The 21,538-nt window shown below is 54.5% G+C and carries 14 protein-coding genes; 5 read left to right on the top strand and 9 right to left on the bottom strand.

The features are described 5' to 3' along the window. Positions 1-123: 123 nt before the first annotated feature. The 3 genes from J3U88_RS23290 to J3U88_RS23280 form a co-directional block, all read right to left on the bottom strand. The gene (locus J3U88_RS23290) at positions 124-5,475 is read right to left on the bottom strand and encodes a hypothetical protein (protein ID WP_207861397.1); all 5,352 of its coding nucleotides are present in this window, start codon (positions 5,473-5,475) and stop codon (positions 124-126) included. A 236-nt stretch (positions 5,476-5,711) separates the two neighbouring features. Then, the gene (locus J3U88_RS23285; RefSeq protein ID WP_207861396.1) at positions 5,712-6,227 is read right to left on the bottom strand and encodes a type III secretion system chaperone; all 516 of its coding nucleotides are present in this window, start codon (positions 6,225-6,227) and stop codon (positions 5,712-5,714) included. A gap of 80 nt (positions 6,228-6,307) precedes the next feature. Then, positions 6,308-6,799: a hypothetical protein gene (locus J3U88_RS23280; protein WP_207861395.1), complete on the bottom strand. Its 492-nt coding sequence runs from the start codon at positions 6,797-6,799 to the stop codon at positions 6,308-6,310. A 907-nt stretch (positions 6,800-7,706) separates the two neighbouring features. Between J3U88_RS23280 and J3U88_RS23275 the strand changes: the two genes are divergently transcribed. Then, a complete protein-coding gene (locus J3U88_RS23275; protein ID WP_207861394.1) occupies positions 7,707-10,520 on the top strand; it encodes a serine/threonine protein kinase in 2,814 nt (937 codons plus the stop codon). On the opposite strand, the gene J3U88_RS23270 is transcribed toward J3U88_RS23275, so the two are convergent. Continuing rightward, positions 10,517-11,770: an Hsp70 family protein gene (locus J3U88_RS23270; RefSeq protein ID WP_207861393.1), complete on the bottom strand. Its 1,254-nt coding sequence runs from the start codon at positions 11,768-11,770 to the stop codon at positions 10,517-10,519. The genes J3U88_RS23275 and J3U88_RS23270 overlap by 4 nt on opposite strands. 344 nt (positions 11,771-12,114) lie before the next feature. Here J3U88_RS23270 and J3U88_RS23265 point away from each other — a divergent pair, with 344 nt between their 5' ends. Next, the gene (locus tag J3U88_RS23265; RefSeq protein WP_243436113.1) at positions 12,115-12,963 is read left to right on the top strand and encodes a MerR family transcriptional regulator; all 849 of its coding nucleotides are present in this window, start codon (positions 12,115-12,117) and stop codon (positions 12,961-12,963) included. Between the two features lie 105 nt (positions 12,964-13,068). Then, positions 13,069-13,551: an SRPBCC family protein gene (locus J3U88_RS23260; protein ID WP_207861391.1), complete on the top strand. Its 483-nt coding sequence runs from the start codon at positions 13,069-13,071 to the stop codon at positions 13,549-13,551. A 68-nt stretch (positions 13,552-13,619) separates the two neighbouring features. On the opposite strand, the gene J3U88_RS23255 is transcribed toward J3U88_RS23260, so the two are convergent. Next, on the bottom strand, positions 13,620-15,056 hold the full coding sequence (locus J3U88_RS23255) for a hypothetical protein (protein WP_207861390.1): 1,437 nt from the start codon (positions 15,054-15,056) through the stop codon (positions 13,620-13,622). Positions 15,057-15,258: 202 nt separating this feature from the next. Beyond that, positions 15,259-15,573, bottom strand: coding sequence for a hypothetical protein (locus J3U88_RS23250; RefSeq protein WP_207861389.1), 315 nt, complete (start codon positions 15,571-15,573; stop codon positions 15,259-15,261). Here J3U88_RS23250 and J3U88_RS23245 point away from each other — a divergent pair. Next, entirely contained in the window at positions 15,572-16,651 is a 1,080-nt protein-coding gene (locus J3U88_RS23245; RefSeq protein WP_207861388.1) for an SAM-dependent methyltransferase, read from the top strand. The genes J3U88_RS23250 and J3U88_RS23245 overlap by 2 nt on opposite strands. A gap of 1 nt (position 16,652) precedes the next feature. On the opposite strand, the gene J3U88_RS23240 is transcribed toward J3U88_RS23245, so the two are convergent. The 3 genes from J3U88_RS23240 to J3U88_RS23230 are packed head-to-tail and all read right to left on the bottom strand — an operon-like array spanning position 16,653 to position 20,519. Further along, positions 16,653-18,287, bottom strand: a complete 1,635-nt coding sequence (locus J3U88_RS23240) for a GmrSD restriction endonuclease domain-containing protein (protein WP_207861387.1) — start codon at positions 18,285-18,287, stop codon at positions 16,653-16,655. A 10-nt stretch (positions 18,288-18,297) separates the two neighbouring features. Then, positions 18,298-19,269, bottom strand: a complete 972-nt coding sequence (locus tag J3U88_RS23235) for a hypothetical protein (RefSeq protein WP_207861386.1) — start codon at positions 19,267-19,269, stop codon at positions 18,298-18,300. Beyond that, positions 19,266-20,519: an AAA family ATPase gene (locus J3U88_RS23230; RefSeq protein ID WP_207861385.1), complete on the bottom strand. Its 1,254-nt coding sequence runs from the start codon at positions 20,517-20,519 to the stop codon at positions 19,266-19,268. Before J3U88_RS23230 ends, J3U88_RS23235 begins: the two co-directional genes overlap by 4 nt. 198 nt (positions 20,520-20,717) lie before the next feature. Here J3U88_RS23230 and J3U88_RS23225 point away from each other — a divergent pair, with 198 nt between their 5' ends. After that, positions 20,718-21,317: a hypothetical protein gene (locus J3U88_RS23225; RefSeq protein ID WP_207861384.1), complete on the top strand. Its 600-nt coding sequence runs from the start codon at positions 20,718-20,720 to the stop codon at positions 21,315-21,317. The last annotated feature ends 221 nt before the right edge of the window (positions 21,318-21,538 follow it).

Below are 21,538 nucleotides of genomic sequence, written 5' to 3'. Positions count from 1 at the left end.
GCCGGTTGATTTCTGTTGTTGAATGCCTATTATCTGACTTGCCGGTAACGAGTGCAACCGGGTCCCTGACGTCGCCGCGCTTTTGACTCAAGCGCTGGAAAAGTCAAAAAACCCGGCCGACCCTTAGTTGGTTACTTGGTGGGCTTTTTGTTGGATGAGGTGGGCCAAATCGGGGCGCTGGTTTTGGCTGATGGTTTTGGCCAGGCGGACCGACAAACTGCCGAAATCGACTTGTAATTCTTTAGGCAGGTTCTTGGCCGCGCGGTCAAACATTTCGACCACCAGGTTGGCGCCGTCCTGAAAGGTGGCGGCCTTTTCCGCGATGGCGAAGTAGGCGTTCAGCATCAATTGGCCGAAAATTTTTCCGTTTTTTCCCGGGTCCATCGCCACCAACTTCTCCAAGTTGATCAGTTGGTCGCGGTAACGGGCCAAATCATCGGGGCCGTAGGCTTGGGACGCGCGCTGGGCCACCTGTTGGATCAAGGTGGTGGTCACGCCGAAATGGTGATTGGTGAGCAGATTATAGGGGCCGTTATCTCGGCCGCGGATCTGCTCGAACAGACCGGTGATGGTTTTGGCGGTTTTGGCGACCGCCCCGGCGGGTTCCAGCATGATCAGGCTGATCAGGGTTTGGGCCTCGGCGTCGCGCCCGATGCTCAGCGCTTGGGACGCCAGTTCCGCCATCACCGCGGTGAGGGGGCTGGGGTCGCTGTCGCTGGGGGTGCGGCCCATGATGTTTTCGATGAAGGATGCGTCCATGGCCAGGTTGTTCATCGCGTGGGGCAGGATCGCCTTCAGCACGTCGCGATGGGCGAGCAACGGTTGTTGGTTGAGTTCCATGCGCATGCGCTGTTCCACGCCGTCCAAATAGGTGCGGTAATCGCTGTGTTCCAACGCCTTATTGACCACCTTATCCTGCATGGGGAGGATCAGGTTCCTGTTTTGATTGAAATGGTTTTGGTTGGCGGCGATCAGCGCCTTGAGGTCTTTGTTGATGTCGGCCAGGTTGTCTTTGGAAACCGCGTTGACCATGGCGTTGAGCAGGGGATTGTACAAACCACCGGCCGTGGCGAAGTTGCCCGCAATGTGGTGCATGACGCGTTTCACCGTATCGCTATCGGTGTTCGGGCCTAACATCGGATGGGCGCTGTTACCCAGCGCGCGCAGCAAAGGATTCACCTGGCTCGGGTGATGTTGCACCAACTGATCGAGCACCGCGACCATGCGTTTGCTGAATTCACGCTTCAGGCCGGGATCGGCTAAGTTCTGTTCCTGCACCAATTTCGCGATCACGCGGACCGCCTCTTGGGGATTGCCCTCCTTAATGGCCGCGACCGCGATGTTGTCCACCATGACCATGTGGAACAGTGGGTTGTTGGCCGCCATGTCCGCGGGGAGCTGCTTGAGCAAGCTTTGGTATTGGCTCTGGGCGAGCTTCAAGCTGGGGCGGGGTTGATTCAGCGAAAGCAGGGTTTGGCGCAATAAGGCGTCGACCTTCTTCATGTTGCCGTTTTTCACCTCGGAGGCCAAGAACCCGAAGACCGCTTTGCGGCCCTCCAGATCACCGGTTTTGGCAACGACCGCCAGTGCCAATTCCATGGCCCGAATCGAGGTCCCGTCGTTTTGGCGTTTGGCGTGGTTGACCACCATGTCTTGAATTTGGACCGCGGCCCATTTGGTGTCCTGTTCGAGTTCGCGTTCCACCAACCGCGCCAGGTGTGGAAAGGCCGCCACCATGCCGTTTTTGACCGTGCCCGCGTAGTTGATCAGTTGGGCGTAGGCTTGTTTTTCAGCAAGGGATAGCGGGGCGTTGTGGCGGGTGCGTGCCTTTAACGCCGCCACCGCTGTTTGGGAAAGCAGGGCGGGGTCCATCTTGGTTTGGCCCAACAAGCGCGCCGCGTGTTCCATGTGACCTTTGCCCGCGTATTCGGTGACAAGCTCCAGCCGCATTTTGTGAATCGTGCTCGCCAGCTTGAATTTATCGCCTTTGTTGACGCTTTCGAGAACGTTCAAAAAGGCCTCGGCCGCTTGAGGCACCCCGGCCGATTTCCATAACGTCGCCAGGTTCAGCAGATCCTTGTGGTCCATATTCTGGGTGACCTTTACGTTCAGGTTGCCCTGCTCGAGGGAGCCGGCAAAGGCGTACTTCTTTTTGGCATTGGCCAAATTGCGGTGGAAGTTGAGCATGTTCGAGGAGGTCGTTCTTACGAAGTTATGGAAGTCCTTGGGGTCTTTGAGCAGCCCGGCCGCGATGTCGCCGACCGCGCGGAAATCCTCAAAAATTTGACCCCAGCCGGCGATCTCCTTGTCGGTTAAGGCGCCCAAGGTGAGCCGGAAATTTTGCCCGCCGATCACGGCCGTGTTGGTGTGGGCAAAGCCGAAACTGGCGCGCCCGCCGAAGGATAAACCCCGGCTCGTTGCCGTTGTCTCAATCAGACTCTTGACCGCGACGTGGGGATCCACCGCCATTTGACCGGTTGCCTTGGGGATTTTGTTGAGGATTGGCGAGCGGATGTCGAGGAACACCGTGTTTTCCAAATCATCGTTGGGCGTGATCAGCAGGCTTTCGTTGCCGGTGACCTGTTTCGGATCGCGCAATCGTTCGGACAACGCCAGTTTGCTGTTGGGATCCAGCAATTTGGCGTGGGAACTCATGATCGCCTTGCGGTAGTTGTTGAGTTCTTTTTGGGCCGTGAGTTCGATGTGCATCATGCCCTGGAGGTTCCCCTCCGAGGGATTGCCGATATTGGCCGAACCTTGGTTAAACCCTTGGAATTGTTGGTCCCGGTTGTAGGACACCATAAAACCCGCGTTGTAATTGTCGTTGCCGCCCATGTCGAACTTTTGACCGCTGCGGAAAAAAACCACATTGAGTTCGCGCTTGTTGATTTTGTCGGCGAAGGCTTCCAAGAACTGTTTGATCTCCGGTCCGTCGGTTTTGGCGATGGTGGTGTCGATGGCGACCGTGAAGGTGTCTGAGACCAAGCCCTGCTGGTAGAGTTCCTTCACTTGGGCGACCAGGTTCTCGCCTTTGTAACGGTTCTTAACCGAGGCGGAAATGTTGTGGTGAAATTCGCCCAGGAACAGATCGAGCTTCTGCCCGTTTTTGAGGCTGCTCCTGATGTTTTGGATCGATGTCTTGGGATCGCTGCTGTCGAAGGTTGACTTGCTGTAGTGGGCCGTCTCGGAAAGCACGTGATCCGACTCCTCGTAGTAGGAACCTTTGACCGCCACCACGTTGAGGTCGCGCCGCCCCGTCAGCTGTTCGACCCCGGAAAGCACCGCGTTAAACGCATGCATGCCGCCGTTTTTGAATTGATGGTGCGGCTTGACCTTGACCCCGTGTGGGTTGATACCCGCCGCCTTTTCGTACAGAGCCGAAAAATGGTCGGGGTTGTAGGGTTTGATCAGCGCAACCAAGGTCGCCAGTTCTTCATTGATCAGGTGCATCTGGTTGAGGAAAGCCGGCATGTTATTCACACTGTTGGTCGCCTTTTCCATATGGCCCGCCATTCGGTTGAGGACGAACTGTGCCATACCGCCCAGGTGGGGGTCCTTCAAAAGCGGGATGATGGTTTTTTTCAGCGCTTCCATCTGGCGCGAAACAAGGGGGACCAGGGCTTGCGCGTAGTTGGGCGCACCGCCGTGCATCGTCGTTTTAAAAAACCCGGCGACCTGGGGATCATTAAAAAATGCATCCATGCCGTCGTAGCTTTGTAGATGATAATCCGGCGTGGGGAAATCAACCACATCCGGCAGGTTCAGATCGGAGATGTCTTGGCCCAGGCGGTTCAACATCGATTCCATACTGGGTGCTAAGGTCGCCCAACTCTCGAGAATATGGGTCGGCCCGAGTAAATAGCCGCTATGGTACATCATGTCCTTGGCGACCGCCTGCGCCGCGGCGTTTCCGCCGCGATCAAAGCCGCGCATGATCAGCACATCTTGGTCGCCGACCCGGACCGTGCCGCCGAGTGCCGTGTGGTCCATGATCGTGCGCATGATCTCGCGGGTCTGGATGTCGATTTCCCGCAACGGTGTGTTTTTGGGGTTGTTCTGCCGCACCTGGATTTCCACTTGCAGGCGAATCTTATCGCGAACTTGGCCGACAATGTCTTCGATTTGCCCACCAACCGCCGCGGCTTGTTCGCTGCCGAGCCCGTTGGGTACCTGAATCTTGTTGATCAACGGCGAGATGTCCAAAAAGAATTTGCCCCGGGTTTTCAGCGCCGCCGCGGCAATATTTTGGAACACGCTCGGCCCGCTTATGTCATTGATCTCAAAAACCTGCTTGTCTTTGGCGGCGAACTCGAAATTGCGTTTGACCTGGTCGAGGGCTTTTCTGTCAAACACCGGGTAACCCGTGCCCTTGGGCAAACCGAGGCCGGCTTCCAACTCCGCTTTAAATAGGGTGAAAAGCTGCGATTGCCCTTGTCGGAAATAATTGCTGCCGGTTGGGTTAAGTTGGTTGGCCTGCCAGCCCATTTGGACTGGGTTACCGACCTCGGCGAACTTGTAGAGGTAGCCAAGAGCGCGGCTGGTAATCATTTTTCGTTGCGGTGCGGTGAGGTTGGGATTGTCGAGTTGGGAACGCAGCGCGGTAAAGTTCAGCGCCCATTCCCGGGTTATCGGTAAAAATTCTTTGCCCTTGTGACCGATTTTGACCTTGTCGAAATAGGCAGCCTTGGAGTTGCCGGACTTGAACGTGGAGACCACCGAGTTCCACCCAAAGCTCTGTTTTTGTGATTTGAGTTTGGGCAATTTCACCAAACCCTTGATGGTTTTACCCGCGTTGGTTTTCATCGGTTTGGGGGTGCTCACCGTGGTTTTTGGGAGCGTGGGCAGGCGTAAGGGGGGGCGCGGGTTGGGGTCGCGCACCATCAGATCGGGGCTGGTGCCGTTGAGGTGTTTTTTCACCACGCGCTGCACGATGGTGTCGAGTAAGGCGCGGGTTACCGGCGTTTTAAGGTTTCGCAGATTTTGCCTGACCAGATCGGGAATCGGGTGCAGGTTGAGCGGCAATTTTTGCGGCAGCGGTTGATTGAAATAACCCTTGTCCGCGCGAATCGTTTTTTCGATGTGCAGAACTTGATCGCGAAAGGTATTGCCGGACAGGTGTTGCTGGACCTGGTTGGGGCTGAGCAGTTGGAAGCGCTTGCCTTTGGCGAGGATGTCGGCCACGTCCTTGGTGGTTAACGGCCGGTCGCTGTGAAGGCCGATTTGCTGCAGCGCGGAGAGCACAAACAGGCCGTCGAAATTTTTGGTGAGCACCTTGGCGAACTGTTGTTTGACCGCCTGGTTGCTTTCCAGCTCCGTGCTGCTGAGTTTTTTGCTCAGCGCGCCGTTGAGGGATTGGACTTGGTGGTGTTTGAAGCGGCCGAGCACGCCGAGTTGCTGTTGTTGGCCGCGGCTCTGCAATACCTGGCTGTTTTGGCTATTGGCGATCTGGCGGAACTGTTGAAGGGTGGGACTCATAAGGGGGCTCCTCTGAAATGAAATGCATAACCCTTGGCATGGGTGGCAAGGAGGCCGAGACGGCACGAGGCGAAGGGTGCTTTTGCCGGCCACGCGCCGGCGGTTTTGACCCTAACCCGCATTCCTCACGAGGCTTTCAGCTTCTCGCGACGAATCTTTTTGAGAAATGCGGGTTAAGCGGGAACGGTGTTTTGGGCCGCGTTGGTTGGCGGCGAAAGGCCGTATCAGGGTGTTGGTTATGCCAGGAGGGAGGGGGACGGCGGGGCGAGGTGTTCGTCCGCGGGAGATGGTTCCTCCGGTCCCGGTTCCGCGGCAAGCGTTTCGGTCGGGCCGGTTTGGTCGAACCAGGGTTGGTGGGTGCGCGCGACCGCATCCAGCAGTTCGTCCAGTGCGTTTTCCAAGTCGTCGGTGGTGCAACCTTCGGCGGGGCGCTCGAGGATCAGGACCGGTGTTTTGGTCCGGGGTTCGAGCGCGAACCTCAGGTGGGTGGCCCTTTCGGTTGCGTTGAAATGCAGCAGTCGCCGCCAGGTCGAACCCGTGTCGTCGTCGGTGATGTCCGGGAAGGGGGTAAACAGCGCGATGCGATCGCGGTCGGGTTCGCTACGCAGGTACACCGCCGTGGTTTGGTTAAACAGCAGGCCGTAGCAGTGGTCGGCGTCCGCCTCGGGCGGTTCGATGCCGGCGCGTTCCGCGAACGCGGCCACAAGCGGCGCCAGTGGGTCGCCGTTGGTCGGGGTGGTGTCTTCAATCATAAAAATCCTCCGTCGGGGTGGTTCCGAGGCTGCGCGATGGATCGCGCTGCTGCGCGATGGATCGCGCTGCTTCGGTGGCATTAGGCGAACTGCCTTGTGTGGGGCTGGGTGGTGGACAGCACCGTTTCCGGTACGGGTTCCGGTTCAAAACCAAGGGGTTGGGTCGGGTCCCCGTGGTGGGTGGCCAGAAAGTGGGTCCAGCGCCGGATTTGGTTGACGAAGGTTTGGGTGTAGTGGGTGAGGTCGCCGTCGCAACAGCCGGGGCGATAGCTGCCCTCGAACAAAATGCAATCGCCGGCCAGTTCCAGGCCGAGCCGGGTGTCGACCGGTTCGGCGCTGAGGTTGGCGATGAGCAAGGCCTCGTAGAGGGCGGGGGAGGGTTTCGCCTCGAAGAAGCGATAGGTCAACGTGACCGCCGCGGCGGCGGGTTGGTAGGCGAGGAAAACCAGGCCGTGGTCGCGCAGGGGGAGGATCACCTGGACCGGGTCTTCGCCGCGGCTGGGTGCTTGCAGGTTGAGCGCGGTACAGAGTGCCTGTAATTCGGCAAAACAATCGGAGAGCGGGGCAATCATGGTAGCTCCTTTTTTGAAGGGAGATCGCGGCGCGCCGGCATCGAATCCGTTGCTGGACGGGGATTGGCCGGCAAATGCAGGTTTCCGCGAATCCGCGCCGCCGCACCCTGGAACGGTGGTTCCAAGATGTGCGATGCGGGTTCAAGCCCACACTTCTTCCAAGGGTTTCAGCTTTGGTGCAAAAACCCTGGCCAGAAATGAGGTTCAGACAAGGCGCTGTCTACCGGGAAGGAATTCCCGAACCGGTGCGTTTGTCGTCGTGGTGTGGCTTCATGCCCGAGACCATCGGGGAGAGGGGTCCTCGCCGGGTCGGGTCAATCGGCACGATGGGAAGCGGTCGTGTTGGGAAGCACGAACGCGGTTACCTGAAGGGTGCGAACCGGGTGGCATGTCACCAGCGAGAAAGCAGGGTTCAGGTGGAAGGACAGCCGCGTGCCGGCGGCCGTGCCGGTTCGCGGAAAAGGACAGATCGGAAGGTCAAAAGGTGGTGATTGCAGGACCAGGGCGTATCAGATGAATCGATGCTGCATGGGAACAAACGCGGTTGGGCTGAAAAATCAGGCTGCCGCGTTCTTCTTGGAGGGGACAACAATCCGAGTCATGTGTTGCTTCCAAATTTATGGACGGAATTTGAAGAAAGTGTGGAGACCCAGGAAAAATGTGACGGGGATCAAGTCGCTGTCGTTGGCCGCGAGTTTGTCGGGGGGAGGGCGTTGATCACGGGTTATGGGCCGGGGTTGGTTTTTCTCTGGGATTGGGTGATTCGGTCGTTCACGATGCGGTTCCGTGCGACCGAAAAGGTCTTCTCTCCGCCTGAAACGTTGGGATCGGTGAAGGGATGCCGATAAGTTGAAACGCGCCGTTTTGGTTGGTGCAGGTTCTTGGATTGACGAGAGGGAGTGGGCCGATGCGAACCACCTGGGAAAAACTGGAAAACGCGTTTGAGCAGTGTCATGCGTTGTCGGGCGCGCCGCGCAAAGCTTATTTAAATGAGGTGGCCCGCGAGGATCCCGACCTGTTCGTCGAGCTGCGTAAGTTACTTGATGCGGATGATTTGGCCGCGGCCGATTCGTTTTTCGAGCCAGGCTCTTTGCATGGTGCGGAACTGTTGCAGGACCGGTTTGTGGGGAAGGCGGTGGGGACCTTTACCTTGACCGAGTTAATTGGCGAAGGGGGCATGGGTGCGGTTTATCGGGCGGAACAAACGCGACCCTTCCATCGCTTGGCCGCCATCAAAATCATTCGGGTGTACCACACCAATGACCGGTTGCAACGGCGCTTTGAAAGCGAAGTGCAGACCTTGGCGCGGCTAAACCATCCCAACATCGCCTCGGTCTATTTCTCCGGGGTGACGGATGACGGTTTACCTTATTTTTGTATGGAGTTGGTCGAGGGTTTGCCGTTGGATGCGTATTGTCGTCACAACAAGCTGAATGTGGAACAACGGCTGAATCTGTTTATCGCCATTTGTCGTGCGGTCCATTTCGCCCACCAGCGCGGGGTGATCCACCGCGATCTCAAACCCGCCAACATTTTAATTACCGAGGTGGACGGGGAGCCCCAACCCAAAATCATCGATTTCGGCATCGCCAAAGCGGTGCAAGCCGACAACCAGGTGGAGCACAGTTTCCAGGTCACCGCCACGCAACTAACCATCCCCGGCATGGCGGTCGGCACCTTGGGTTACATGAGCCCGGAACAAACCCTGGTCAATGGTGACGATGTCGATCTGCGCACCGATGTCTACAGTTTGGGTGTCATTCTCTACGAAATGCTGGTCGGCGAACTACCGCTCCAAAACAAATCGTCAGAGTCCCAAAGTTGGGACCAAACCTTTAAAGCGATCCGGGAATTACAACCAGTATTACCCAGCCGTGCTGTTCTTATGGCTGGTGGATCCGTTTCGGAGGAAATGGGAACAGGGCTACCTGCCTTAGGGAAGATTTACCGCGGCGACATAGATTGGATCACCATAAAGGCAATGGAGAAAGATCCTGATAGGCGTTACGAAAGCGCGCTTTCCTTTGCGGAAGATTGTGAACGGCATTTGATAAACCAACCTGTAGTGGCCAGCCCACCTAGTTTAAGCTATCAGATAGGTTGTTTTGTAAAGAGAAATAAACTACTTAGCGTCAGTTTAATCGTTGTTCTGGCTGCGCTGATTGTAGCTGTTGTGGGTTTGATTGCGGGAGCTTATCAGGCAAAACAAGCGGAACGACGGATGTTAGAAGAAATTGACGCCGCGAAGGCAACGATCGAAATATTGAAAGATTTTGTTATATCGGCATCGCCAGGAAGGGGAGGACTAGACGTTAAGGTAATTGATCGGCTTGAAGAGTTTGCGCCAGAAATTGAAACAATGAACATTAGCGAAGCCATTAGAGGTAAACTTTATGTTTTTGTTGGGCAAGCGTTTTGTAATGCAGGGGAGGGTGAAGAGGCGACTTACTATCTGGATAAAGCTAGAGCACTAAATGAAATTTACTATGGTAAAGACTCTTATGAAGCCTTTGAGGCGAAATATTTTCTTTGTCGGGCAATAAGTATTACTGAAGATGGGGATAGCGAAGTACGGTATAGAAAAGAACTGTTTAATGAAACAAAAGTATTTGCGCGTAATGCAAGGCTTTTATCAAGACTTGGTTTGCAAATATCTGATCACTACTCGGTCAGGAGGCGGTTTGATTTGTCAAGGCAATACCTGCTTAGAGTGGAGGAAATTAAAGAAAGATTTCCTGAGGAGGTGGCTGTTTTAGAGGTTGAACTGAAAGAGGCATGGGGGATATATTATTTCTATAAAATCGAAAATAAAAAAGCATTAATATTCTTTCAGGAGGCAGTAAAATTATCTCAATATAAGCATGAATCGCAGAGTGTTTCACTGGAGACTTTTGTGAATATGGCTTCTATTTATAATGATATGGGAGATTATCAACGATCTGATTACTATATTGATTTGGCGATGAGGCTTGCTGAGGAGTTTTACGGGGGGAATCATTATCAATTTGTTTATTATGTCTATAGAAAGGTTCACGTTTTGGTTGAGCGAGGCGCCTTCTTAAAGTCTCTGTCTGTGATAACTCAAGTTGGTAGTGAATTGCAAGAAATACGCAATTTAAATAATGATTTTTGGGCGGATGTTATGAATTACGGCGTAGAAGCTGCTCGTCGTTCGGGTAATTACGACATGTTCTTGCCTACTGTAGAAAGTTATATTAGTAAAGTGTATAGATCTGAAGATGTTTCTTTGAAGAAGGCTGTACAGGTTGGACTTTTTGGAGATGCTTTACTCAGTAACGGCGAGTTGGAGCCGGCAAAGAACCTATTACTTTTAAGTTATGGTATTCATGAAGGGCGGGGCCACACTCATCTATTCGGAGCTGCTCATTTGGCGTATTTTCTTTGTTCTGTATCCAGGCAACTCGGGGAAATGGAGGAAGCGTCGCGCTGGGGATGTATTGCGATTAGTCATTTCGAACAAATTCCGGGAACCTACAATCTCAAAATGGCCGACATCAAAGTCGAATGGGTGATGGCCCTCGTCCAAAGTGACTATCCCGAGGGGGCAAAAGAACTGGACGAAGTCATCGAAGAAGCCAAAGTCGAATACGGCGAAACCGATCAGCGCACCCTCGACCTCATCCAATTCCGGGAAGACCAACAGCCCTGGCTTCAGGAAAAAGCTCAAAAAGCCCGTGCCGCCGGCATCGCCGTCGACTAGGCGTAGCGGCGCATCGCGTCGAAACCCAAACCCGTCGCCACGCTGGCCAGCTTGCCGTTTTCCGACAAGGTCGCGTTGGGATAGGTTTCGATGACGCGGCGGCGCAGGTAGGGATTCTCCGTCGTGCCGCCGGTGAGGATGATCAGGTCCAAATCGGCAGGGGTGATGCCCGCCGTCGCCACGCACTTTTGCGAGCAGGTGATGATTTTGTCCACGTGCTCGGTAACCCGGTTGTTCAGCTCTTCCCGCGTCACCGCCGCCTCAAACGGATGACTCAAAAAATCAAACAAGACATCCGTTTGCGCTACATCCGACAACGCAATCTTGGCCTGCTCCACGTGGTCCAATACCTTGTGGCCGCTCTCTTCTTCCAACAACTCCACAAACCGCCCAAAAGGTTCCTTCTGCTTCACCTCGCGCTGGAAACCCTTGGCCTGCTCCATTACCTGGCGGTTGTACAAGGTATGAATCTCGGACCATTCCGACATGGTGTAAAACAGCAGGTTCGGCAGCGGCAAATTTTTGTCGCCGTAAGTCTGGCCAAAGCCAAAATTCTGCATAAAGGAACTCAGACAAAAGGTTTTGTCGAAATCGTTGCCGCCAATGCGCGTTCCCGTGTTGGCCAAGACATCGCCGCGCCGGTCCATTTGTTTGCTCTTTTCCTTGGACAGGCGCATCACCGTGAAATCCGAGGTACCGCCGCCGATGTCGACCACCAACGCCAAGGCCTCTTTCTGCAATTCCTGCTCGTGGGCGAAGGACGCCGCAATCGGTTCAAACTGGAAACTCACTTCTTTAAATCCAATCGACTTGGCGATGCGTTCCAGCTCGTCCTGGGCGCGCTGGTCGGTTTCCTCGTCGTTGTCCTGAAAAAAAACGGGTCGGCCCATCACCACCCTGTCGAATTCGGTCCCCATGGTGCGCTCAACGCCTTTTTTGGTGTTGCGCAAAAAGTCGGCGATGATCGCCTCGTATTTTTTTTGGCGGCCGTTGACGCTGGTGCCCTGGCCCATCAGGCGCGTCCCCAAAATGCGTTTCAAGCTGCGCATGAACCGCCCCTCTTCGCCTTCTTTAAACAGCTCAATCGCCTCGCGGCCGAAGGCCGTTTCGCCCTCCACCCCGTAAAACACCGTGCTTGGAATCACGTTGTTGTTTTGTTCCAACCTCGCCAAGGCCACCTCGCCGTTGTTGACGTAAGCCATCACCGTGTTGGACGTTCCGAAATCAATGGCGCAGATCCCTTTTTGCATGCCGACCCCCAAAGGACCGCGATTGTATATCGCGGCTCAACCCGACGCAAGCCGAATCAACCCGCTTTTTCAAAACGGTTTCAAAGCCGTGTTTCCCACCATCGCCGCCCGATGTTTGGCAAAACACGCGGGCATCTATATTGAAAGGGCGCGATGCCGGCTGCCCGCGCTTTTGGTCGTCGAGCCCCGCTTCGGGTACGCGACCATTGGGGGCGTCGCTCCAGGACCTTTGACGTTCTCCGACGTGACCCATGCGCGGCCAAGCCACATTTTCAAAAAAATCACCTTGACCCTGACGTTACGTGATCGTTTACCTTTTGAACCAACAGGAAACGGGGGTGATCATGTTTCGCGTCGGTGCTTTTTCCAAAATAGCCAGGGTCTCCAAACGCCTGTTGCATCATTACGACCACATCGGGTTGTTCCAACCCTGCCATGTGGCGGAAGACACCGGCTATCGTTTCTACAGCGTGAACCAATTGCCCGAGCTAAACCGCATTTTGGCCTTGCGCGATCTGGGCCTCAGTTTGGAACAGATTACCCAACTCGTGCAGAAGGGCGTTTCCAACGAGGAAATCCGCGGCATGTTGCTGATGCGCAAGGCCGAGGTCGAGCAGGATCTGTTGGCATCGCAACGGCGCCTGCGCGGGATTGAAGCCCGTTTGCAGCACAACGAAACCGCCGAGGCACCCCTTGACATCGTCGTCAAAGCGATCCCCGAGCAGGGGTTCCTCGCCACCTCGGCCCGGCTCGCAACCCTGGAAGACGGCTTGCGCCTCACCACCGAAATCGTGACCGAGGTGCCGCGCCAGGTTGGCGCCGGTGTGCTGGGTCCCTTCCTGTGCATCGTTCACGGCGATGCATTTCGGCTGGAGGACAACGCGGTGGAACTCGGATTTGTGCTGAACAAAGCGGTGGCCGCGCCGGTGGTGCTGGGCGACGGCTTGGTTTTGCAGCCGAAAACCCTGGCGGCGGTGCCCACCATGGCGACCTCTTACCAAAGCGGTGGTCCCGATCCGATCATTGCCGCCTTCGGCCAAATTGCACGCTGGATTGAAGCGAACCATTACTGCATGGCCGGCCCCTACCGCGAGCTGTTTTTTGATTTTGGTTTGGGCGCCGATCCCAACGGCATCGTGGTGGAACTGCAAGTGCCCGTCGCCAAAAACGAATCCCCGCCGAGGCAGTCTTAGAACTAGCTCGGATTGCCTCCGTATCAAACCCAAACCTGAAGCCGGGCGCCACGAGCCCGAGGGCCCCGCCGTGCCCGGTCGCGCCCTTTTGAAGAGGAGAGTTGTATGGAATTGATTCTAAAAACCCCGGTCGTCGTCCCCGCCGCCGAGGCCTGGCGTTTGTTGGGCGAAGCCTTTGGCGACGTCGCCGAATGGACCTCGTTCCTAAAGGCTTCGTCTCTGGACGGCCCATTGCGCGAGGGCGTCCTGCGCACCTGCGCGCCACAAAAAGGGTTTGGTCCTTTTTCCCCCGGCCAGGTCATCGAGCGGCTGGTTTTGTTTCGGCCCGAGACCATGATGTTCGAGTATGAGGTGGTGACCGGGCTACCGGGGATCGTCAAAAGCGCCCGCAATCGCTGGACCATCCAGGCCGTTGCCGCCGATCGTTGTCTGATTCGTTCCCATGCCGTGATTGAATTCGGCGGGTTCGCCCGCTTGTTCACCCCGCTGCTGAAGGTGATGATGCTGAGGGACTTGCGCAAGGTCCATCGCGAAATGTGTTTTCGTTTGACCGAGGGCCGACCGCATCCCTTGGCGTGTCCGGCCTGAGGACCCCAACCAAAAACGGCGCCGCCGTTGCCGGGGCGCCGTCTTTTAATCATGATGTGTTGCTTTGCTTATTCGCCGGAAACCGGTTGGCCGTTGTGGGTATTGCCGTCGTAGATGTTGAAGGTACGACTCAAGGTGTCGTCAAAAGCCCAGGTGAACCCGGTGAAGTGGTTGTTGGTCAGGTAACACACATTCCAAGCCGCGTTGATTGCCGTGGGGATTTGGAAGGTGATGCCGCCGCCCGCGCCTTGCTGGAAATAGAACCTGTTGTTTTGGATCACGTGCTGACCGTCGCCGCCTTCACGGATCAGGATCGGGTAGGGGATGCCGTCGAAGGTGTTGTTCTCAATCAACCAACCGTAACCGTCCGTGTTGCGGAACGCGTTTTCGATGCCCAACATGTTGGAACCCTGAAAGTGGTTGTTGAAGAAATGGATCGGGTTGCCTTGCTCCGGGGTGGGCGTGAAGTCGTCCAGGTGAACGATGTAGGGGATGCCCACGTTGCCGTCGATGGTGAAGGTGTTGCTGTGGAACTTGCTGCCAAAACCTACCGCGCGAAAGTTGCGACAGTTAAAGAAGTTGTTGTGGTGGGCTTCGACCGCGGAATGCAGCGAGAAACCGACCGATTTAAAGGTGTTGCCCCAGATCTCTACGCCGCGGGCATCGGGGAAAATGCTGAAGCGGTTCTCGTGGTAGTTGTCGCCGGACTGCATCGCCGGGCCTTCGATGGTGTTGTTGGCAAAGGTCAGATCTTGAACGAAACCCGCGTAAAACGCTTGGTTGTTGTTGACGTTGGCGAAACCGGCGGTGGTGATATAAGAGTTGGTAAAGGACACGCCCTTCAAGTAGTTGTCGCGATCACCCAAGGTCACCTGGCAGGAGATGAAGGCGGCCCGCGACTCGTGGTCGGGCGAGGCGTCGATGGCGCGGATGTCGTTGAAGCGGCAGTTGTTTACCCGTAGGTAGTCGCTTTTTTCAACCGCATCGGAACGAACCAAAAGACCGTGACGGGAAAAGAAACTGAAGTCGACGTTGTCGATCATGGCGTGCGGCGAACCTTGGCGGATCATCAAACCGTTGGCCATGTTTTGGGAGAGTTTGCCGTTGACGACCGCGGATTCCGAGGTCAGGTGCAGGTTGCGCATCGTGAAGTAGGGTGAACGCTCGATGAAAAAACCCTTGTCGTCATAATAAGTGTTGGGATCGCCGGTGGTGCGATGCACAAAGGAGATGATCGACTGGAGCGGCTGGGAATCGCTGCCGAGCAGGGTCAGGTTGGGTGTATCGGAAATGCGGAAATAGAATTCATTGTTGCGATCATAAATATGGTAGCGGCCAGGGGGGAAATAAAGCGTGCCACCGCCTTTGGACTGGACCATGTCGATGAGGGCGTCGATTGCATCGAAGTCGTCGCCGTTATCGTCGGGGATGGCGGCGGTGTAGCCGGTTGGTGGGTTGGTGACGTCGTAAACATCTGCGCCGGCTGCAGATACAAATGAACTCATGGTCGCTACGGATAGACAGACTAAAACTAAAAGGTTCGATACCTTTGAAATCATTAAGAACTCCTAAATATGAATTTTGGCCACCAATCGGTGTGAAATAAGTGAAACACCGGGCGGCAAGAAATGATTGGGCAAGGAAAAAAGGGTGGCCGATACGGTCAGGTAAGGATACGCAAAACCAGTCCCTGGAAGTTATCGAATCTTAGGTGTTTTGTTGAATCTTTACATAAGCCATGAATGTGCCTATGGTAGAAACTTCAAAGACACAAATGGATAAGTAAAAAAAGCATCTTTCAACTTTTTTGGCGGGAAATTCAAATTCAAGAAAACCGGTCCTTATGTTTACATAAGCGGTGCCGGGATGGCGCGTTGCGGCGTGGGCCGCGCCCTGCATTTCCTGTCGGGTGGTACCCGGCGCGTCCCGCCGCGGGTCTTTTTCTGATTGGTGGAAAGGATGGTTGCCGGGTTGTGCAGGCTGTGGTAAATCTGGATCATCCCAAAAACAAGGTGTTCCCATGAAGACGGTTCCACGCGAAAGCGATGGGCTTTCCGGTGCGGCGCTTTCCGGTGCGGCTTTGGCCGCCGCGGTCGGCGAGCATGCCCGTGCGATCCTCGACCCGGCGACCATGCTGGGTGATGTTTTCCAGCATTGTGTGGCCATCCATGATCACTACGCGGGCATTACCGGATTACACGCACGCGACGCGCAACAACCCGAATACATGCAGGAAACGCGGCTGGCCTGCGGCCGTGCCATCAGCCTCAAACACGCCGCCCATTGCCTGCTGGAGTTCCGACGCACGGCCGTGTACCTGCGCGCGGTGCGCGATGCCGTCCACGCGATCCACGCGCGCCGGCCACAGGAACCGGTGGCCTTGGTGTACGTGGGCTGTGGGCCCTACGCGACCCTGATTTCACCCTTGCTGCCGTTGCTGCGCGAGATCCCACTGCAACTGACCCTGATCGACATCCACCAAACCGCGCTGGATATGGCCGGCGCGGTCATCGAAGCCATGGGTTTTGCCAAACCCGAGTTGGTCCGGGCCGACGCCGCGACCTACCGGCACCCCACCGACCGGCGCATGGACGTGGTGGTCACGGAAACCATGCGCCGCGCCTTGGAGGGCGAAACCCAGGTTGCGATTTTGACCAACTTCGTCGGCCAGATGGCCGCGGATGCCGTGCTGATCCCGGAGTCGGTCACGCTGGAGGCGAGCCTGGAGTGGCTGCGCCACCACGAGCACGAAACGCCGCCGGAACCCAGTCATCAGCGCCTACCGTGGCGGCTGCACGTGGATCGCGCCTTCATCGCGGCCATCGACCCGACCGCGTGCGACAACGGCGCGGAAATCACCGTCCAATGCGATCCCATCCCGCTCCCGGTCCCGAGCCTGGTGCGTCATCGTCTCATGATCCACACGCGCATCACCGCGCTAGGCGACCACCTGCTGGAGGATGGCAATTGCAGCCTCAACGAGGTGGTATACCTCACCCAGCGCCACTTCGACACGCTGTCCGATTCATTAGCCTGCACCTACCACGTCACCGGCAAAACCGGCCTCCACATCCAAGGCCTAAAACGCGGACGGGTTTAACCTATGCAGGTGCTTTTTTGTGACCGGGCGTCGGATAAGTTGTTTTTAAGCCTTGCGACATGATGAAATGTAACTCTTTCTTTTTTAGCGTTTTTCCGCGTGCCTCGATGAATGCCTCATCATCTCCCGCGACAAGATGCTCATAGGCTTTCTCCGAAATAGAATGGCTCTTGAGGACTTTGGTACGGATGTGGTGTGGTATGTTCCGCAACAATGAGACCGGCGATTCTCCAAGTTTTCTGGGGATTAGGATTCGGTTCGCGGTGTGAAACGCCAGATTATCTGCTAATGGAAATAAGCTAAGCCAGTTGTTTGTGTTGTTGGCAAGATTGATTAAATCAAGTGGTTGGCCGGTGTTTGGCTCAAGCGGTTTGCAAGCGATTTGCCTCAGAAGTAATACTTTCACGCGGGCGCTTCGCGGGTCGAAAAGGTGGGGAAAAGGCCGGGTGGATTCCTGGGTATTCATGAAGGTAAAGTGTTCCGATTCGCCAAGGGCAAATTGAACCATGTCCCGGATGGCATGTTTCATGGAAACTGGATTGACGTCTTCAAACCAGCCGGAATAAGAAGTGGCCCAAAACCAATGAATAAGCCGTTCTTTTTGCGTGCTGTTTGGTTTTGCGCACTTGTCAAAGAAGGCGCACAACAGTGTGAACTGTTGCATGTAGGGAAGCAATGGTGCGCCGGGTACACCCACGGTGTTCACCAGAAAATCAGTCGCCGCGAAGAGCGCCTTTTCTGCCTTATCCAGCGTTTTGATCAGTTGATCGTCGATGGTTTTGGGTAAGCCGGTCCACATCGTTTTGTGGATGACGACACCAGCGATTGCACCGATACTTTGAAGGATCGCCATGCGACTGATGGTTCCGAAGTTCTCATTTTCCAAAGCGGCAAGGCGTTGATCGATCCAATGGGAAAGGTTGGGGTTGTTTGGGCCGTTGAATTTGAACGCTGAAATGATTTGGTCGGGAGCATATGAGGAGCCGGGTTTATCAAGTAAAGCACAGATTTCAACAGCTTGGGAAAGGGTGCCGCCTTTCATTCGATTAATGGGCAACCTGTAGGATCTTATTCTCTGGGCAAGTAATTCGGCCTCCTTGATTAAGGATTTTGGGTCATCATATTCGTTTTGAATGGTTCTGGAGGCGTCCAAAAAATCGACGGTTTTTAGGAGTGCCCGAACAGGGAAGTAGGTGATGGGAACCCTGCCGTTGCGTGCGTGAACAAATATTTTGTTTTTTAAATCAAAGAAGACATCCCACCACCAGGGTTCAGCATTGGCGGAAAGGAGGGGGGCATCATCGTGCGCGAGGCAACCCCATAGCGTGAGTAAACGCTGTTGTCCGTCAAGGATATAGGCATGGGCTGTCGAAGAATTGGGTTTAAAACTTGTTGTAACATCCCGACTGGTAATGACCTTCGAACCTGGGTGGTCCTGGGTTTTTTCCCACAGAAGGGGCGTGCCGATGGGATGACCCTTGATAATGCTTGTAAATAAGGCGAGCATATCAACGGGCTGCCAAACAAAAGGCCGGGGGGTAGGCGGAAACACAAGCGAACCCCTACCCAGTTCATCGAGAATGTTCTCGATAAAGACGCTTTCGGTTTTTATCATCGGGATCATGCGTTCATTCACAAGGGGTGCCTCAAATTAGTGATTCCAGTTTTTGGATGAGTTCTTTTATTTCGTTTGGATGGTTGGGACATAAAAGGTTAATGTCATCTTCGGTAATGACTTCTTCCGTGAATTGATGGGCGACTTCCCCCGCCCCGTTGCGAAGTACCTCACGGTGAGTTTTGGGAACAACTCTATAAAGCGTTTCGACTTCCTTCGCGTCTTCTTTAAAGGCGGTGCTACCCTTTTTCATGTGTAAAGAGAGACCTCTCTTTATTGGAAAGTGATCTCGTTGTTCTTGGTTAAGATTCCAAAAAAGACGTATCCAATGCCGGTTTTTCCGTGGACCTTTATTGAACCATATTCGATGGGGAATGTAGTTTTCAATACTTCGTTTTTCCAGTATGTGGAAAGGAATACCTGCCTCCGTACAAGATCGGGTGACTTTTGTAATGGTTGCAGATTCATGACCGGGGTAGTCTCGGTCACTATCGGCGAGAACCATCATCCTGACGGGCCCGGGACTCATCGCGCGAACTTCCGCGATGACCTTGGCGACTTCACCATAGCCGCCCATGCGCTCTAGTTTCCAGGTCTCGTTTTCGTCAGCGAGTAGATCTTGTCGCGCGTAGGCCGCGAGCATGGCCCGCAAAAAGCAGCCGTCTGTATGGGGATTTTCTACCGCGACGATAACCTGTCGGGCCAGACTTCGTCGGGCATCTTCTGGAGAAAGTTGGTGGTCTGAGGTGGTCGTGGTTTGGACCGTGATGTGAATCGAATGGGCGAGACGTTCCTTGGGCAATAACGAATCGCGCAAGAACTTTTCGAATAAGGGCCGCGGGTTGCTTCTTCCCGCTTCTTGGAACCATCCACTCTGATCAAGGTCTTCGAAATTGGCGACGTCCCAAACATGACGTCCCCGTTCAAAATGAAATACCATTTCGTCTAGTGCGCGATAGCAGGTGTCGTCGTTGACGACCTCGGCGGAAAAAAAGACGTTCATGCTTTTGAGCCCTGTTGTGCCTTTCGAATACGAAGGGCCTCCTCAAAATCCTCCGCGAACACGCCTTTGGGCCAAGTGTCTAACTCGCCGCGGTGATCGATGTGAATCGGCATAATGGTGCCTTTGTCGACCCAATAAATGATGACGTTTTTGTGATCGAAGGTTCCCTCGGCAATGCGCCGCTGGATGCGCAGGAGGAAATTTTCGGAGTGCGTTTCAATGAGGAAGCGGCGGCTTTGTTGGTTGGCGGCTTCAATGTACAAATCAGCCAAAGCACCATGGGCGCCAGGGTGGAGATGGAGCTCGGGCTGCTCAATAATGTCTAAGCCGACAAAATGAGATTTTTCGACTTTTAAATATCGTTGGACAACCAGAGGCAACACTTGGGCAATACCTGTCCCTGTGTCCGCAATATTTATGGAGCTTGAAGGGTCATTGGGGTTTACGAGGACCAAGGAGAAAATATCTCCATGCTTAACCAAATCTAGTTCCCATCCACCAAGGTTATTTTTAAACCATTCGGACACCGACGCCAGGAGTTCTCCTTTGTTGCGCAAGACATCATGGCCAAGTAATGCCGCGGCCCTTTCGCCTCTGTTTCCTACTTGTGAAACCAATGCACTAGGGTAGTGGTAATAGCGTTTAGGCTGTTCTCTGAATGGGCCTAAATAGATGATGGCTTTTTTGAATAGTGTTGTGCTTAAAAGAATATCTAGTAATGGTTGATGCTTGACTAAAAAGTCTATAAAGAAAAATTGCAGGCCCTTGAATTCGAACTGTTCTAAAAGTGGCTCGCCTTTTTTGTAATGGAGTGCATATTTGTTGATGTCTTCTAAAGGGTCTTTACCTTCCCATTTTGCTTCGATGATGTTACGTCCGTCTATCGATGCTCTATAGTGATTGATGATAAGCAGATTGTATTCTGCGAAATGTTGTAAGGACCAGGAATAATCTACCTGAGAACCTTTAACCTGAAATCCTGCCTTAAGGCCGATTTGGCCATGAGGGTTTTTTTGATAGATCAAATCGGCGAGGCTGGAACCGAAGGTCACGCCTTGGGTATCCATGACCAGTGGGGCGTCTTCTTCGCCGGATAGTCCGGCAAAAAGCTGGAGCGGAAAGCGAATGAGCGCGCTTTTTCCTGAATTATTATGACCAATAACCAGCGTGAGCGGTCTTATCTCACCTTCCCAGGGTTGCTGGAACGCCTTGTAATTTTCGAATCCAAAAGAAACCAGCTCGATGCTCAACGGTTTCGCCTCATGCCACGTGATTTAGCGCTCATTCTAGCATAGGCCCCACTTTCTTAGCAAAAGGCCTTGGGCATATGTAAACCGCTGAGTATTTTTTGTTTGTTCTTGTTTTTGCAGGCTGCTGACGCTCTTGAGTCGTTGTTGGCTCAGAAAAAAGTTGTGGACCATTTCTAGTGCGAGCGGTGGTTGGTTCTGGTGACCCCTTCTTCGCCTATTTTGATTGCCGACCCGGCCACGGTAAATGAATTGTCCAACCCACCAGAGGACCATGCGGCGGTAGCAATAGCCCAAACGGGCCAGATGTTTCTGGTCGTATTGGGTCATATCCGTGCGAAGCCTGATTTGGCAATTTGTTTCGGGAATACCCAAAACCAGATCAGTCTCCTCCTTCCTTCTCCAGCATTTTTCACTTTCGAGGAGTGCCGTTATGAAAGTTGGAACCTTTTTGATGCTGCCGAAACCGCTTGCGTCGAAACGGATGACTCTTGGTATTGGGTGATGGAGGAGGCGCCGACCCGACCGTTCGGCCGCGGCCAAAACCCCCTGCTGCTAGAACAAGCGCCGATCGAAACCACCGCAATCATCTTGGTTTTGGCGCGCGACGGGCGCGAAACCGCTCGCCTCCGTACGTGGATCTTGGTGCCCCACGACCCGCGTTTCAGAGATTTCAACGGGGACGGCCGCAACAGCAACGCCGATCTCACCGCCGCATCGGCGCGATGGCCTTTCAGCGATTGGGACGCGGACGGGGAGACGGGTTTCACCGTGCTTGATCTGCTCCACGTCGCACGTTAACCCTAAATTCTTTTACCCACCGACCCGAGGACCGTAGCCCGCCGCAAGACGGGTTACGGGCCTCGGGTCCTTTGATTTTTGCAGCGGACCATTGGCCTGACCTGGTGGTGCGTTGTGTTTGGGGTTTGTTAATTTCCGTGATGTTGTAGATTTATAGTGTAGGTAGGGTGTTTTTAAATTTTCCGAAATTCTATATTTTCTTGTTTTGAGTTTTGTCGTGA

Source organism: Acanthopleuribacter pedis (assembly GCF_017377855.1).
Taxonomy (GTDB): domain Bacteria; phylum Acidobacteriota; class Holophagae; order Acanthopleuribacterales; family Acanthopleuribacteraceae; genus Acanthopleuribacter; species Acanthopleuribacter pedis.
This window is presented reverse-complemented; position numbering and strand designations above follow the sequence as displayed.

Excerpts from the sequence above, each read along its gene's own strand:
- J3U88_RS23290 (WP_207861397.1), bottom strand. The coding sequence starts at position 5,475 with ATGAGTCCCACCCTTCAACAGTTCCGCCAGATCGCCAATAGCCAAAAC.
- J3U88_RS23285 (WP_207861396.1), bottom strand. The coding sequence starts at position 6,227 with ATGATTGAAGACACCACCCCGACCAACGGCGACCCACTGGCGCCGCTT.
- J3U88_RS23280 (WP_207861395.1), bottom strand. The coding sequence starts at position 6,799 with ATGATTGCCCCGCTCTCCGATTGTTTTGCCGAATTACAGGCACTCTGT.
- J3U88_RS23275 (WP_207861394.1), top strand. The coding sequence starts at position 7,707 with ATGCGAACCACCTGGGAAAAACTGGAAAACGCGTTTGAGCAGTGTCAT.
- J3U88_RS23270 (WP_207861393.1), bottom strand. The coding sequence starts at position 11,770 with ATGCAAAAAGGGATCTGCGCCATTGATTTCGGAACGTCCAACACGGTG.
- J3U88_RS23265 (WP_243436113.1), top strand. The coding sequence starts at position 12,115 with ATGTTTCGCGTCGGTGCTTTTTCCAAAATAGCCAGGGTCTCCAAACGC.
- J3U88_RS23260 (WP_207861391.1), top strand. The coding sequence starts at position 13,069 with ATGGAATTGATTCTAAAAACCCCGGTCGTCGTCCCCGCCGCCGAGGCC.
- J3U88_RS23255 (WP_207861390.1), bottom strand. The coding sequence starts at position 15,056 with ATGAGTTCATTTGTATCTGCAGCCGGCGCAGATGTTTACGACGTCACC.
- J3U88_RS23245 (WP_207861388.1), top strand. The coding sequence starts at position 15,572 with ATGAAGACGGTTCCACGCGAAAGCGATGGGCTTTCCGGTGCGGCGCTT.
- J3U88_RS23250 (WP_207861389.1), bottom strand. The coding sequence starts at position 15,573 with ATGGGAACACCTTGTTTTTGGGATGATCCAGATTTACCACAGCCTGCA.
- J3U88_RS23235 (WP_207861386.1), bottom strand. The coding sequence starts at position 19,269 with ATGAACGTCTTTTTTTCCGCCGAGGTCGTCAACGACGACACCTGCTAT.